This window comes from Streptomyces sp. NPDC048643 (genome assembly GCF_040650615.1).
Classification (GTDB): Bacteria; Actinomycetota; Actinomycetes; order Streptomycetales; family Streptomycetaceae; genus Streptomyces.
The window spans coordinates 72,621-86,936 of the sequence record NZ_JBEZHO010000016.1 but is presented as its reverse complement, the minus strand read 5'-3'; the positions used below and the strand labels follow the sequence as shown (position 1 = coordinate 86,936).

Here is a 14,316-nt window from a genome sequence, read left to right as displayed (position 1 = left end):
TCGGCCATCACAGCGCGACGGAACACGGCCGCCTCGGAGGTGTCGCAGTGACTGAGCAGTACGTGTTGGATCTTCAAGAGGTCGACGAGACGCAGGTCGCGGTCGTCGGCGGCAAGGGCGCGCACCTGGGCGCGCTGTCGCGGATCGAGGGCATCGACGTCCCGACCGGCTTCTGCGTGACGACGGACGCCTTCCGCCGGATCGTGGCGGAAGCGACGTCGGTGGGCGATCAGCTCGATCGGTTGTCGTCCTTGAGCGCGGACGACCGGGAGGGGATCCGTACGCTGAGCGCGGAGATCCGCCGGACCATCGAAGCGGTCACCGTCCCGGGTGACCTCGCGGCGGAAATCACCCGCGCGCTCGACCGGCACGGCGAGCAGGCCGCCTACGCCGTCCGCTCCAGCGCGACGGCGGAGGACCTGCCGACGGCCTCCTTCGCGGGCCAGCAGGACACCTACCTGAACGTCATGGGGGTGGAGGCCGTCCTCCAGCACGTCAGCCGGTGCTGGGCGTCGCTGTTCACCGAGCGGGCCGTGGCCTACCGCCGGCGGAACGGCATCGACCATCGCACGGTCCACATGGCCGTGGTCGTGCAGCGGATGGTCTTCCCGCACGCGGCCGGTGTCCTGTTCACCGCCGACCCCGTCACGGGCAACCGGAAGGTCGCGACGGTGGACGCCGGTTTCGGCCTCGGCGAGGCCCTGGTCTCCGGCCTGGTGAACCCGGACGTCTTCACGGTACGAGACGGCGAGATCGTCACCAGGGTGATCGCCGCCAAACAGCGTGCCGTTGACGCCCTGCCGAGCGGGGGGACGCGGGAAGTCGCCGTGAGCCCCCAGCAGCAGAAGCAGCCGGCGCTGACGGACGCACAGGCCGTGCGGCTGGTGCGGCTCGGGCGGCGGATCGAGGCCCACTTCGGCCGCCCCCAGGACATCGAGTGGTGCCTGGTCGACGACGACTTCCAGATCGTTCAGAGCCGGCCGATCACGACGCTGTTCCCCATCCCGGAGAGCGACGACGAGGAGAACCACGTCTACGTCTCCGTCGGCCACCAGCAGATGATGACCGACCCGATGAGGCCCCTGGGGCTGTCCATGTGGCAGCTGACCGCGATGGCGCCGATGCACGCGGCCGGCGGACGGCTGTTCGTCGACGTCGCCCGGCGCCTGGCGTCGCCCGCGAGCCGGGCCGGCCTCCTGGAGATGATGGGAAGAGGTGATCCGTTGGTCAGGGACGCCCTGGAGACCGTCCTCGACCACGACGACTTCATCCCGTCGCTCCCGGACGCGGGCCCCGGTGGGCTGCCGGGACATGGTGCGTCCGCCCCGATCGAGACCGATCCGGCCATCGTCGTCGAGCTGATCGAGCGCAGCCGGGCGTCCGTGACCGCCCTTGAGCACGACATCCGGAGCAAGAGCGGCCCTGCGCTGTTCGACTTCCTGCTGGAGGCGTTCGAGGAGCACAAACGCGTCCTCAGCGATCCGCTGAGCATCCAGGCGATCATGGCGGGGATGGAGGCCACGTGGTGTCTCAACGACCAGCTGAGGGAGTGGCTGGGCGAGAAGAACGCCGCTGACACGCTCACGCTGTCCGCCCCCGACAACATCACGTCGGAGATGGGGCTGGCGCTGCTCGACGTCGCGGACGTGATCCGCCCGCACCCGGAGGTGGTGGCGTTCCTGCAGGGCGTCCAGGACGAGGGTTTCCTGGACGAGTTGGCGAAGCTCACGGGCGGTACCGAGGCGCGCGACGCCATCGAGGCCTACCTCGACCGGTACGGCATGCGCTGCGTCGGCGAGATCGACATCACGAGGCCACGGTGGCGCGAGCGCCCGACCACGCTCGTGCCCGTGATCCTGGACAACGTCAGGATCTTCGAGCCGGGTGCCGCCGAGCGACGCTTCGAGCAGGGGCGGCGGAAGGCACAGGAGAAGGAACAGGACGTGCTGACGCGCCTGCGGGCCCTGCCCGACGGGGACCAGAAGGCCGACGAGACCAAGCGGATGATCGACCGGGTCCGGACCTTCATCGGATACCGGGAGTACCCGAAGTACGGCATCATCACCCGCTACTTCGTCTACAAGCAGGCCCTGCTGCGGGAGGCCGAGCGCCTCGTGCGGGCGGGTGTGCTTCGGGACGAGGAGGACAGCTTCTACCTCACGTTCCAGGAGTTCCACGATGTCGCGCGCTCGCACGAGGTGGATGACCGGCTGATCCAGCAGCGCAAGGACGCGTTCCGCTCGTACCAAGGGCTCACTCCGCCCCGGGTGCTCACATCGGACGGCGAGGCCGTCACCGGGGCGTACCGGCGCGACGACGTGCCGGCCGGCTCCCTGATCGGTCTTCCGGTTTCCGCCGGGACCGTCGAGGGGCGGGCCCGCGTCATCCTCGACATGGCGGAAGCCGACCTGGAAGCGGGCGACATCCTGGTGACGACGTTCACGGACCCCAGCTGGTCACCGCTGTTCGTCGGAATCGCGGGTCTGGTGACGGAGGTGGGCGGTCAGATGACCCACGGCGCGGTGATCGCCCGTGAGTACGGCCTGCCGGCGGTCGTGGGCGTGGAGCGGGCCACCCGCCTGATCCAGGACGGGCAGCGTATCCGTGTCCACGGGACGGACGGGTACGTCGAGATCCTGTCGTGAGCGGAGACATCGGGCAGCCTCATCGGTGCGGAGCCACCGATGAGGCTGCCCGACACGGGGGCGACGGACGGGGCTTGGAGCACGTGCTCCACTCGGTTGCGGCAGGGCCGCCCAACGCGATTCCAACGAAGCCGGGCACCGCGACCGGGGCTCACCCGCCCACGTCTGCCCGGCCGGATACGGGGGTCTCAGTCGACGAGTGCCCCCGCGGACAGGTTGGCGACGGTGCCGGTCATGGCTCCGGCTCGGTCCGAGGCCAGGAAGGCGGCCGTCTCGGCGATCTCCGAGAGCGTGGGCAGCCTCTTGAGGAGCGTTCCCTGCGCCATTCCGCCGCCGTCGAGCATTTCCTGGACCGACTGCCCGGCGGCCGCGGCGATCGGTTCGAAGAGGTCCTTGGTGTAGGAGCCCGCTGCCGGCGCGTCGACGACGGCGTGGGGGCGGATGCAGACCACCCGGATGTTGTGGGGTGCCAGTTCCGCGGCGAGGACGCGGGAGAAGGCCTCCTTGCCCGCCGCGCTGACACTGTGGCCCAGGATGCCGCCCGCGGCCAGTTTCGAGCCCGGCTCGGACAGCGTCAGGATGACGCCGGGCCGCTCCCCGCCCATGCGCCGTGCCACGGCCTTGCTCGTGATGAACAGCGTCCGCAGGAAGCCGTCGACCGGCCGCATGAACTCCTCGACCGAGAGGTCCGCCAGCAGGGTCCCCTGATCGTGCATGACACTCACGGCGTTGAGGGCGATGTCGATGCTTCCGGCTGTCGCCGCGACCGCCTCGGCGTGCTTCTCCACCGCCGCTTCGTCGAGTACGTCGACCTGCGCGGTCTCGACCCGTCCGCCCGCTGCGGTGATGTCACGTGCCACGGCGTCGAGCTTCCCCCGAGTGCGTCCGGCGATGAAGACCCTCGCGCCTTCCCGGGCGAACACGCGCGCGACGGCGCCGCCGATGGCGCCCCCACCTCCGTAGATCACAGCGTTCTTGTCACCGAGCAGCAGACTCATGGCGCTCTCCAAAGGTGATCGGTTCTTCTGGATGGTGGAGGCCACCGGAGTCTCTTCCGGCGGCCGGCCGGTCAGTCGCCCCTCTGCCGCTGGATCTCCTCCGCGATGCGCTTGATGCGGTTGAGTCGGGCATCCCAGGAAGTGCCGACCTCGTTCAGTTGTCGGACGGCGCGGGCGAGCTGCGTCTCGTCGACTTCGTACCGTCGTTCGCGGCCGGTCGGTGTCGCGTGCACGAGGCCCGCTCGATCGAGGACGCCCAGGTGCTTGGTGACCGCCTGGCGTGTGATCGGGAGACGGTCGCTGAGGCTGGTCGGCGTTCCGAATCCCTCCGCGAGCAGCAGGTCGAGCAGTCGCCGCCTCATCGGGTCGCCGATCGCGGACCAGAGTTCGTCGTCGACGGCGGCTGACATCACACCTCCACGGAAGGCGCGTAGCCCTGGAGCCTGGGCAGGAACACGTCCCAGCCGCGCTCGTGGTCGTGGAAGGCCTCTTCGAGTACGGCGGCCTCCCAGCCCTTCTCCCGCCAGCCGCTCTCGGTCAGGCGCAGGATCGTGCCGTCACCGGAGGGCTCGAGTTCGAAGGTGACCAGGAGGGAGTTGCCCGCGTCGGGCAGCTCCGCGGCGGGGGCGACCCAGCGGAACGTGAACCTGCGGGGCGGGTCCACGTCCACCACCGCGATCGACTCGACCGCGGCGCGGTCGCCCCACACGAGCTCACCGAACGTGCCGGGCTCGGGCTCGAACGACGCGTCGTCGGACCACCACATCTTGATGTGTTCGGGGCGGCTCACCACCTCGAACACGATCTCCGGTGGCGCGTCGATACGGATCTCCCGCTCCAGCTTTCCGAACTCCACCCGGGCCTCCTAAGTGCAACCATCGGTTGCATGTGACCCTAGTCGACCCTCCAAGGATCCGCAACCTTATGTTGCGCAATGCGCGCCAGTGCGCCAGGCAGGGAACAGGGGCAGGGCGGCCCAGAGGCGGCGCATCGTCCCCGCAGACGTCGTGCTGAGCCCTGGGCACGGAGCGCGCGAGTCGCGAGGTCACGCGTCGCCAGGCGGACCGACGGCGCTCATCTCACATTTCTTCGCGCCGGGTCCATCCGTTCCCCGGTCGGCCTCGAATACCTCGTAGAACGTCCGCGTGGGATCGGCACCGGGTGCATTCGGCACAGAGGCATCCAACCGCTGACGGATCACGGTCCGTGCCCAAGGTTCCACGTGTCGTGTGTTCACCCGGCCCGGGTCCCCGGCCGTGCGGACGACAGGGCCTCCGGCCCAGGCCCGCTCCAGGGCCGTCGAGGTCGAATCGAATCCTTCCCAGGGAGTTCCCATGACGGGAAAGCCGGTCGGCACCTTGCCCCAGAGTCCTCGGAACGCGGTGGCCGAGGCCACGGCGCCCGCCCCGTCCGCCGCGGGCACCGAGGAAGCGCTGGCCCAGGTGCTCGCCGACGTCATGCACCTCGACCAGGTGGGGAGCGACCGTCACTTCTTCAACGACCTCGGGGCCGACTCCCTGGTGATGGCCCACTTCTGCGCCCGGGTCAGGAAGCACACGGACCTCGGTCGGGTGTCGATGAAGGACGTGTACGCGCACCCCTCCATCGGCGCACTGGCGCTGGCGATGGCGGCACCCGCTCCCACCGCGGCCACCGAGTCACCGGGCTCCGCTGCGGCCGCCCCTCCCCCGACCGCCCCCACCGGCAGGGCCCGGTACGTGATGTGCGGAACGCTGCAACTCCTGGCGTTCGTCGCGTACTCGGGCATCGTCGCGTTCATCAGCGTCCGCGGATACGCGTGGATCTCCGCCGGGTCGGGTCTGCTCGATGTGTATGTGCGCTCCGTGGTCTTCGGTGCCGCCGTCTTTCTGGGACTGTCCGCACTGCCCGTCGCGGTGAAGTGGGTGCTGATCGGACGCTGGCACCCCCAGCGGATACGCATCTGGAGCCTGGCGTACTTCCGGCTCTGGATCGTCAAGACACTCGTCCGCTCGGATCCGCTGGTCCTGTTCGTCGGTTCGCCGCTCTACACGCTCTATCTGAGAGCCCTGGGCGCCCACATCGGATCAGGTGTCGCGATCTTCTCCCGCAACGTTCCTCTCTGTACCGACCTGCTCGCCGTCGGAGACTCCGCTGTCATCCGCAAGGATTCCTTCTTCGCCTGCTACCGCGCCCGCGACGGTCTGATCGAGACCGGCACGGTGACCCTGGGGAAGGACACGGTCGTCGCCGAGGCGTCGGTGCTCGACATCGGGACATCGCTGGGTGACGGAGCGCGACTCGCGCATGCCTCTTCCCTGCACAGCGGTCAGGCGGTGCCCGCCGGCGAGCACTGGCACGGATCACCGGCGCTACGCGCCGAGGTGGCGTACGAGGTGGTCGCGCCGGCGGCCTGCGGAACCCTGCGCAGGTCGGTTCACAGCATCAGCCAGTTGCTGAGCGCGCTGCTGGTGTACCTGCCGCTGGCCGTCGGCGGGATCGGCATCCTCCTCGCCGAGGCACCCCAGCTGTCGGCCGTACTGGAGCCGGGACCCACGGTCCTGACGACCTGGGCGTTCTACCGCGACGCACTGGCCGTCTCCTTCCTGCTGCTCTTCGTGATCACTCCGCTCGGCTTCCTGCTGCTCGCGACCATTCCCCGTCTGCTGAGCCGAACCATCCAGCCGGACAGGGTCTATCCGCTCTACGGCTTCCACTACGGCGTGCATCGCGCGATCACCCTGCTCACCAACCGGCGCTTCCTGACCAGGCTGTTCGGGGACAGCTCCGGGATCGTGCCCTACCTTCGACTCCTCGGGTACGACCTGACCCCCGTCGAGCAGACCGGCTCGAACTTCGGCACCGAGGTCAAACACGAGACGCCGTACCTGAGTTCGGTCGGAACGGGAACGATGGTCGCCGACGGGCTGTCCATCAACAACGCGGAGTTCTCCAGCACCTCGTTTCGGGTGTCCCGGGCCACCATCGGAGCGCGCAACTTCCTGGGCAACCGCATCGCCTACCCCTCGCGGGGCCGGACCGGGGACAACTGTCTGCTGGCCACCAAGGTCATGGTCCCCGTCGACGGGGAGATCCGGCAGGACGTCGGCCTCCTCGGCTCACCCAGCTTCGAGATTCCCCGCTCCGTCCGACGCGACAGCAGCTTCGACCCGATGTACCAGGGTGAGGCGCTGCGCACCGGCCTCGCCGCCAAGAACCGGCACAACGCGACCTCCATGGTCCTTTACCTGCTGGCGCGTTGGTTCTACGCCTTCGTGGTCACCATGGTCGTGTCGGGAGCCGCCGAGCTGTACACCTCGATCGGGGCCGAGGCCATCGCGCTCGGCAACATCCTCGTCGTGGTCGTCAGCGCCGTGTACTTCGTCCTCGTGGAACGCGCGGTCACGGCTCTCCACCCGCCGGGCCCCCTGTTCTGCTCCATCTACGACCGCCGCTTCTGGCGACGTGAGCGCTTCTGGAAGGTGCCTTCGGAGACGTACCTCCAGGTCTTCAACGGAACGCCCTTCAAGAGTCTGATCTGGCGCCTGCTGGGCGTCCGGATCGGACACCGGGTCTTCGACGACGGCTGCTACCTGACCGAGCGCACGATGGTCACCATCGGGGACGACGCCACCCTCAACGCGGGCAGTGTCGTCCAGTGCCACTCGCAGGAGGACGGCACCTTCAAGTCCGACCGCTCCAGGCTGGGTTCGCGCTGCACCCTCGGGGTCGGTGCGTTCGTGCACTACGGCGTGAACATCGGGGACGACGCGGTGCTCGCCCCCGATTCCTTCCTGATGAAGGGCGAATCCGTCCCCCGGCAAGCCTGGTGGGGCGGGAACCCGGCGCACCAGATCCGCCCGGGCGGATCCACGGACGAGGAGACCTCACGATGAACGGCTCCGTACGGTCCGGCGCCGAGTACTGGCGCGACGTGCTCACCGCGGGTGGTTCCACCGAGGTGCCTCGGTGGACACGCTCTCCGGTGCCGGGCACCACGGTGGTCGAGGCGGCCGTCCCCGGCTCTCTCGTCGCGGAGTTGAACCGCCTGGCGACATCCACGGGCGTCACCATCACCTCGGTGATGCTGGCGGCACACGCCAAGGTTCTCGCCGCCCTCTCCGGGGAGTCCGCGGTGACCACCGGGTACCTCCCGGCCGGCCGTACGGCGCCCCTGCTCTGCCGTCTGACGACCGGCACCGCGTCCTGGCGGAGCCTGCTGCTGCACGCGCACGCCACCGAGGCGGAGTTGCTGCTCCATCAGGGGTTTCCCGTTGAGGCACTCCGCGAGGAACTGGGCCTGCCCGCCCTCGTTCCTGAGACGTGGTTCGATCCGACGGGCGACCGGGCACCCCTCACGGACCCCGTCCTGACCGTGGCCTTCACGGGTCACGACGACCGCTTCGTCATCCGGCTCCGGTACAGGACCGATGTCCTCGACGAGGAGGCCGCCACCAGGATCGCCGGCTACCACCTCGCCTCACTCGCCCTGATCGCGGCGGATCCGGATGCGGCGCACGGCCGACAGAGCCTGTTGTCCGACGACGAAGTCCGCCGGCAGCTCGACGGCCTCGCCGGACCCGTCCGTGAACTGCCCGACCTGCGCTGCCACGAGCTGTTCGAGCAGCAGGTACGGATGCGTCCGGACGCCGTCGCGGCCGTGCAGGACGACCGGCGGTGGACCTACCGGGAGCTCAACGGCCACGCCAACCGGATCGCCCACGCGCTCCTCGACGCGGGGCTGCACCGGGAGGACGTCGTCGCCGTACTGACCGAACGCAACCTGGAGTGGATGGCCGGCGTCATCGGCATCCTCAAGGCCGGCGGCGCCTACCTGCCCGTCGAGCCGCACTTCCCGGCCGAGCGCGTCACCGGCATGCTCAAGCGCGCCGACTGCGCCCTGGTGCTCACCGAATCCGGCAGCACCGCCGCCCTCGACCAGGGGGCGGACCACCTGCCGGGAACACGGACGTTGTTCGTCGACCGGCTGTGCGAGCGGGGTGGCGACGACACCGATCCAGGCGTCCCCGTGGGAGCCGGCGACCTCGCCTACGTCTTCTTCACCTCGGGCTCCACCGGCGAACCCAAAGGCGCCATGTGTGAGCACGCCGGACTGCTCAACCATCTCTGCGCGAAGATCGACGACCTGGGGATCGGCGAGGGTGACGTGGTCGCCCAAACGGCGCCGCAGTGCTTCGACATCTCCCTGTGGCAGCTGTTGTCCGCGCTGCTCGTCGGCGGGAGGACCCTGCTGGTCGGCCAGGAGGCGGTCTTCGATGTCCGGCGGTTCCTCGACACACTGGCCGACGGCCGAGCCGGTGTGCTCCAGGTCGTGCCCTCCTATCTCGACGCGGTTCTCTCCTTCCTGGAAGGGAATCCGCGCGAACTGCCCGATCTGCGCTGCGTGTCGGTCACGGGCGAGGCGGTCAAGAAGGATCTCGTCGAACGCTGGTTCAGGACCGTCCCCGGTGTCCGGCTGGTCAACGCCTACGGGCTGACCGAGACGTCGGACGACACCAACCACGCCGTCCTGGACCGCGTTCCGGAGGGCGACGGCGTACCCCTCGGCCACCCGGTCAACAACGTGCGCCTCTATCTCGTCGACGAGCACCTCTCCCCCGTTCCGCTCGGCGCCCCGGGAGCCATCGCCTTCTCCGGAGTCTGCGTCGGTCGCGGGTACATCAACGATCCCGAGCGAACCCGGGCGGTCTTCCTGCCCGATCCCCATCGGCCGGGCGAACGACTCCACCTCGGAGGGGACTACGGGCGCTGGCTGCCCGACGGGCAACTGGAGTTCCTGGGCCGCCGGGACAGCCAGGTCAAGGTCCGCGGATTCCGGATCGAGATCGGCGAGGTCGACGAGGGTCTCCTGCGCGTGCCGGGCGTGCACGACGCAGCCGTGGTGGTCGCCGAAGGGGCGGGGGGCGGCCGACGCCTGCACGCCTTCTACACCGGACCACGCCCGCTTGAACCCGCCCACGTCCAGGACGAGTTGGGGAACACCCTCCCCACGTACATGGTTCCGTCCGCCTTCAGCCGCCTGGAGGCCCTGCCGCTCACCGCCAACGGGAAGATCGACCGGAATCGACTGACCGCGCTCGCGGCCGAGTTCGATCCGTGCGTCGAGCACGGGACCGAAACGCCCCGCACGCCCACGGAGCGGCGCATTGCCGCGGTCTGGGCCGAGGTTCTCGGCGTCCCGCACGACCGCGTGGGCCGGCGGGACGACTTCTTCGACCGGGGCGGGACCTCGCTGTCAGCCGTCAGGGTGGCCATCTCCCTGGACCGTGAGGTCACGCTCAAGGACCTTGTGCGCCACCCCGTCCTCACCGATCTGGCCGCGCTGGTCGACCGGCGTTCCACCTCCTGAACCGATCGCGACGTAAGGAGCGACATGCATTCCATCGAATCGACCATCTCACCGCTCCGGCTGGAACTGGAGCCCGGCCGGCCCGCGATGCTGCGGGTCGGGGACACCGACGACCCGGCTGGCTGGGCGGCCGAAGCCCGGGAGGGTCTCGCGTCCGCGCTCGTCGAGCACGGAGCGGTCGTGATCCGAGGGCTGGAGCTGCACGACACGACCGATATGGCGGCCGTCATGGATCGGCTCCGAGTGGAACCCGTGGCGGAGAAGGAGACCTTCGCCCAGCGGGAGACGTACGGCCCGGGTGTGTACTCGGCCTCGCCCTGGCCGCCGAACCAGCCGATGTGCATGCACCACGAGCTGAGTTACACCCTCGCTCCCCCTGGCCTGCTGCTCTTCGCCTGTCTGTCCGAGCCCACGGTCGGCGGAGCGACCTGTGTCGCCGACGCCGCTGCCGTTCTCGACGCGTTGCCCGGTGACCTCGTCTCGCGCTTCGAGCGCGACGGGTGGCTGCTCACACGCACGTACAACGACGAGATCGGAGCCACACTCACCGAGGCCTTCGGCACCGCGGAGAGGGATGCCGTCGAGACCTACTGCCGTGCCCAGGGCATCAGTTGGGCCTGGCAGCCCGACGGCAGTCTGCGCACCACGCAGCGCCGGCGCGCGGTGGTGCGCCATCCGGTCGGCGGACGGCGCTGCTGGTTCAACCAGATCGCCTTCCTGAACGAGTGGACGCTCGCCCCCGAGGTGCGCGAGTACCTGGTCGAGGAGTACGGCACCGGCGGTCTCCCCTTCAACACGTTCTACGGCGACGGCGAGCCCCTCGACGAGGACGTCGTCCGGCTCATCAACTCGGCCTACGAGGACCACACGGTCCGTATGCCGTGGCAGGCCGGCGACCTGCTCGCCGTCGACAACATCCGCACCGCGCACAGCAGGGAGGCCTACGAGGGACCCCGCAGCGTGTTCGTCGCGATGGCCTCGCCGACACGCCTCGACAGCGGCCCTTCGACGGTCGAAGGGGGGCTGCGATGAGCACCCCGCGTGCCCCGTCCACCCTCGCGGCCGGCGCCGTCGAGGCCATTGTGCCGCGGTTCGCGGTGATCCCGGGCGGTCAGGTCCGGCGCGCCCTGGCCGGTCGCGAGAAGGAGATCGTCGAGGTGGTCGAGGCCACCTACCGCCTGCACGGGGCGGGCCGGACCGTCAACCCTCCCTCCTCGTTCCTCCGTTTCCCGGAGCGTCCCACCTCCCGGATGATCGCCCTTCCGGCCTCCCTCGGAGGCGAGTCACCGGTGGACGGGCTGAAATGGATCTCCAGCTTCCCGGAGAACGTACGGACCGGGACACCGCGGGCCTCCGCCGTCCTGATCCTCAACGACCCCGACACCGGATACCCGTTCGCGTGCCTGGAGAGTTCCATCATCAGTGCGACCCGGACCGCGGCCTCCGCGGCATCCGCGGCCGACCGCCTCAGCCGCGACCGCCCGAGGCCCACCCGCGTGGGGTTCTTCGGAACGGGACTGATCGCCCGCTACATCCACACCTTCCTGCGGGGCTCGGGCTGGTCGTTCGACGACGTCGGGCTGTACGATCTCTCGCCCGAGAGCACCTCCGGCTTCCGCAGGTACGCGGAGCAGTCCGGCGAGGCCGGCCGTATCACCGTGCACGCGAGGCCCGAGGACCTGATCCGCACCAGCGATCTGGTCGTCTTCGCGACGGTGGCCGGCGAGCCGCATGTCGGCGATCCGGCGTGGTTCGACCACAACCCCGTGGTGCTGCACGTGTCGTTGCGGGATCTCGCACCTCAGGTCCTGCTGGCCTCGACCAACATCGTGGACGATGTCGACCACTGTCTGAGGGCCGCCACCTCGCCCCATCTGACCGAACAGCTCACGGGAGACCGGGACTTCGTCCACGGCACGCTGAGCGACGTGATGGCGGACCGGGTGCACGTACCGGCGGACCGCCCTGTGGTGTTCTCGCCGTTCGGCCTCGGCGTGCTCGATCTCGCGGTCGGGAGCTATGTCTACGACGAGGTGGCCCGCTCCGGCGAACTGCAGATCGTCGACGACTTCTTCCACGAACGAGGCCGCTACGGATAGGCGATTCCCCGCCGAACGGTGCGCCAACGAGAAGCACCCCCGCACCGAGCGGATCCCAGCACCCGCAACCAGCGCGACACCGAAGAGGAGCTCGTCATGTCGGTCATCTCCGTTCCTCAAGCCTTCAATGAGGAGGAGCTCTATGTCGACCTGGAGTCGATCTTCGGGCACTCGCTGCTCCTCAAGTGCGAGGGGTTCAACTTCGCCGGCTCCATCAAACTCAAGGCCGCCGCCGAGATGGTGGCGTCGGCCGAACGCGACGGATCCCTCACCTCCGACTCCATCCTCATCGAGTCGTCGTCCGGCAATCTCGGCGTGGCACTGAGCATGATCGCGGCAAGCAAGGGCTACCGGTTCGTCTGCGTCACGGACTCACGTTGCAACCTCGCGACACGGCTGATGATGGAGGTACTGGGCAGCGAGGTGCACGTCGTCGCCGGCCAGGAGACCAACGGCGGACTCCTCGGCGCACGCCTGGAGCACGTCCGGCGCATGTGCGCCACCGACGACCGGTGCGTGTGGCTCAGCCAGTACACGAACGAGGCCAACTGGAAGGCGCACTACCGCACCACAGCACCGGAGATCGCCCGCTCCTTCCCCGACCTCGACGTTCTGTTCGTGGGCACGGGGACAACCGGAACGCTGATGGGCTGCGCACGCTACTTCCGGGACCAGGACCGGCCGGTGCGGATCATCGCCGTGGACAGTGTCGGCTCGGTGGCGTTCGGTGGCGCACCCAGCCGCCGCATGATCCCGGGGCTCGGAATGAGCATGCGCCCGCCGCTCCTGGACGAGTCCTATGTCGACGAGGTCATACGGGTCGAGGAGGCCGACACCATACGTACCTGCCGTCGCCTGGCCCGTCAGGGCTTCCTCTTCGGCGGCTCCACCGGCACCGTGGTGAGCGGGTCGATCGGCTGGCTGGCCGAGCACGGGGCGCAGGAACTCACCGCGGTGGCCATCGCGCCGGATCTCGGGGAGCGCTACCTCGACACCATCTACCACGACAACTGGGTCCAGGACCTGTACGGCGGGGATTCGCTCGACGACACCGAACTCGCACCGGCGCATTCCGTTGTGGACGGACCCGCGCGGTGAAGCAGACGTAGGGGCACCGCCGGACGGCAGCGCCCCAGCGGGCACCTCTGCCGACCCTGAGGATCTCAGTGTCGAAGGCCAACGTCGGGCCGCCATGGTCACCGTCGACGTGGTTGGTGGGGTGCAGGTGGGCAATCACCTCCCGCCCTCGGTCGGGCCGGTGGCGGTGGCGGAACGTTGTGGCGCGCGATGACCGGGGACCGCGCCGTCCAGCGGCGGTTCGTCTGGCGGGTCGGCCGCGAGTCGGTCATCTCGGGTTGACGGACGACCGCCAAGAACCGCGGCGAGGACGAGCGCCATGCCTGTCACCTGCGGTGCCGTCAGCGCTTCTCCGGCCAGGGTGACGCCGAGCAGGACGCCGGTGACGGGGTTGAGCAGGCCTACGAGGCCCACAGTGGCCGCGGGCAGGCGACGCAGGCCGGTGAACCAGGCGAGGAAGGCCAGCGCCGTGGCGATCACGGAGGTGTACGCGTAGGCGGCGATGGCGGCGGGGCCGGTCGAGGGCGGTGCTCCCTCCGCCGCTGCGGCGACGACGGCGAGGATCAGGCCACCGAGGGTGAGCTGCCAGGCCGTGACCGACAGGACGCTCGGCCCCGGAGCCCATCGTTTGCTCAGCAGGAATCCGACGGCGGAGAAGAGCAGGGCAGCCACGGAGGCGAGGACGCCGATCGGTCCGACTTCCGCACCGGGACCGCCCAGCATCAGAGCGACTCCTCCGAGGCCGACCGCCGCCGCGACGAGCTGAGCGCCGCGTGGTCGCTCACCGAGCAGAGCCCACGCGCCCAGCATCAGCACGAGCGGTGAGAGCGCCATGACCATCGAGGCCGTGCTGGCGGGAAGCGTCTGCGAGGCCACGTAGACGAGGACGAAGAACGCGCTGGTGTTCAGCAGCCCCAGGACCGCGGACCGCCCCCACCACACGCCCCGCGGTCGCTCGCGGGCGATGGCGAGCAGCAGGCATCCGGCGGGCACAGCGCGCAGCGCGGCACCCCAGAGCGGCTGCCCGGCGGGCAGGAACTCGCGCGTGACGTAGTAATTGGCGCCCCAGGCAACCGGCGCCACGGCTGTCAGGGCGACCCACCGAACATTACCTTCCATGGAAGCAACTATACCTTCCTGGGAAGGTA

The 14,316-nt window shown here is 69.4% G+C and carries 10 protein-coding genes; 6 read left to right on the top strand and 4 right to left on the bottom strand.

The features are described 5' to 3' along the window. Positions 1-47 precede the first annotated feature (47 nt). On the top strand, positions 48-2,645 hold the full coding sequence (gene rph, locus AB0C62_RS18350) for a rifamycin-inactivating phosphotransferase (RefSeq protein ID WP_362974312.1): 2,598 nt from the start codon (positions 48-50) through the stop codon (positions 2,643-2,645). Positions 2,646-2,833: 188 nt separating this feature from the next. Here rph and AB0C62_RS18345 read toward each other — a convergent pair whose 3' ends face one another. The 3 genes from AB0C62_RS18345 to AB0C62_RS18335 all read right to left on the bottom strand — a co-directional run bounded on the left by AB0C62_RS18345 (position 2,834) and on the right by AB0C62_RS18335 (position 4,499). Then, positions 2,834-3,643, bottom strand: coding sequence for an SDR family oxidoreductase (locus tag AB0C62_RS18345; RefSeq protein WP_362974310.1), 810 nt, complete (start codon positions 3,641-3,643; stop codon positions 2,834-2,836). Positions 3,644-3,714: 71 nt separating this feature from the next. After that, positions 3,715-4,053 (bottom strand): helix-turn-helix domain-containing protein, encoded by a 339-nt coding sequence (locus tag AB0C62_RS18340; RefSeq protein WP_362974308.1) that lies wholly within the window; start codon positions 4,051-4,053, stop codon positions 3,715-3,717. Continuing rightward, on the bottom strand, positions 4,053-4,499 hold the full coding sequence (locus AB0C62_RS18335) for an SRPBCC domain-containing protein (protein ID WP_362974306.1): 447 nt from the start codon (positions 4,497-4,499) through the stop codon (positions 4,053-4,055). Before AB0C62_RS18335 ends, AB0C62_RS18340 begins: the two co-directional genes overlap by 1 nt. Positions 4,500-4,977: 478 nt before the next feature. Between AB0C62_RS18335 and AB0C62_RS18330 the strand changes: the two genes are divergently transcribed. The 5 genes from AB0C62_RS18330 (at position 4,978) to sbnA (ending at position 13,189) form a co-directional block, all read left to right on the top strand. Next, complete coding sequence (locus AB0C62_RS18330; RefSeq protein WP_362974304.1) at positions 4,978-7,518, top strand: Pls/PosA family non-ribosomal peptide synthetase; 2,541 nt, start codon at positions 4,978-4,980, stop codon at positions 7,516-7,518. Continuing rightward, positions 7,515-9,992, top strand: a complete 2,478-nt coding sequence (locus AB0C62_RS18325; protein WP_362974302.1) for an amino acid adenylation domain-containing protein — start codon at positions 7,515-7,517, stop codon at positions 9,990-9,992. The genes AB0C62_RS18330 and AB0C62_RS18325 overlap by 4 nt, the downstream gene beginning before the upstream one ends. 24 nt (positions 9,993-10,016) lie before the next feature. Next, positions 10,017-11,024, top strand: a complete 1,008-nt coding sequence (locus AB0C62_RS18320; protein WP_362974300.1) for a TauD/TfdA family dioxygenase — start codon at positions 10,017-10,019, stop codon at positions 11,022-11,024. Continuing rightward, entirely contained in the window at positions 11,021-12,091 is a 1,071-nt protein-coding gene (gene sbnB / locus AB0C62_RS18315) for a 2,3-diaminopropionate biosynthesis protein SbnB (protein ID WP_362974298.1), read from the top strand. Before AB0C62_RS18320 ends, sbnB begins: the two co-directional genes overlap by 4 nt. Positions 12,092-12,187: 96 nt before the next feature. Then, the gene (gene sbnA / locus AB0C62_RS18310) at positions 12,188-13,189 is read left to right on the top strand and encodes a 2,3-diaminopropionate biosynthesis protein SbnA (RefSeq protein WP_362974296.1); all 1,002 of its coding nucleotides are present in this window, start codon (positions 12,188-12,190) and stop codon (positions 13,187-13,189) included. 135 nt (positions 13,190-13,324) lie between these two features. On the opposite strand, the gene AB0C62_RS18305 is transcribed toward sbnA, so the two are convergent. Next, the gene (locus AB0C62_RS18305; RefSeq protein WP_362974294.1) at positions 13,325-14,287 is read right to left on the bottom strand and encodes a DMT family transporter; all 963 of its coding nucleotides are present in this window, start codon (positions 14,285-14,287) and stop codon (positions 13,325-13,327) included. Positions 14,288-14,316: the final 29 nt, after the last annotated feature.

Bases quoted from the DNA above. Each gene is read 5' to 3' on its own strand.
- AB0C62_RS18345 (WP_362974310.1), bottom strand. From the start codon at position 3,643: ATGAGTCTGCTGCTCGGTGACAAGAACGCTGTGATCTACGGAGGTGGG.
- AB0C62_RS18325 (WP_362974302.1), top strand. From the start codon at position 7,515: ATGAACGGCTCCGTACGGTCCGGCGCCGAGTACTGGCGCGACGTGCTC.
- sbnB (WP_362974298.1), top strand. From the start codon at position 11,021: ATGAGCACCCCGCGTGCCCCGTCCACCCTCGCGGCCGGCGCCGTCGAG.
- AB0C62_RS18340 (WP_362974308.1), bottom strand. From the start codon at position 4,053: ATGTCAGCCGCCGTCGACGACGAACTCTGGTCCGCGATCGGCGACCCG.
- sbnA (WP_362974296.1), top strand. From the start codon at position 12,188: ATGTCGGTCATCTCCGTTCCTCAAGCCTTCAATGAGGAGGAGCTCTAT.
- AB0C62_RS18305 (WP_362974294.1), bottom strand. From the start codon at position 14,287: ATGGAAGGTAATGTTCGGTGGGTCGCCCTGACAGCCGTGGCGCCGGTT.
- AB0C62_RS18320 (WP_362974300.1), top strand. From the start codon at position 10,017: ATGCATTCCATCGAATCGACCATCTCACCGCTCCGGCTGGAACTGGAG.
- AB0C62_RS18330 (WP_362974304.1), top strand. From the start codon at position 4,978: ATGACGGGAAAGCCGGTCGGCACCTTGCCCCAGAGTCCTCGGAACGCG.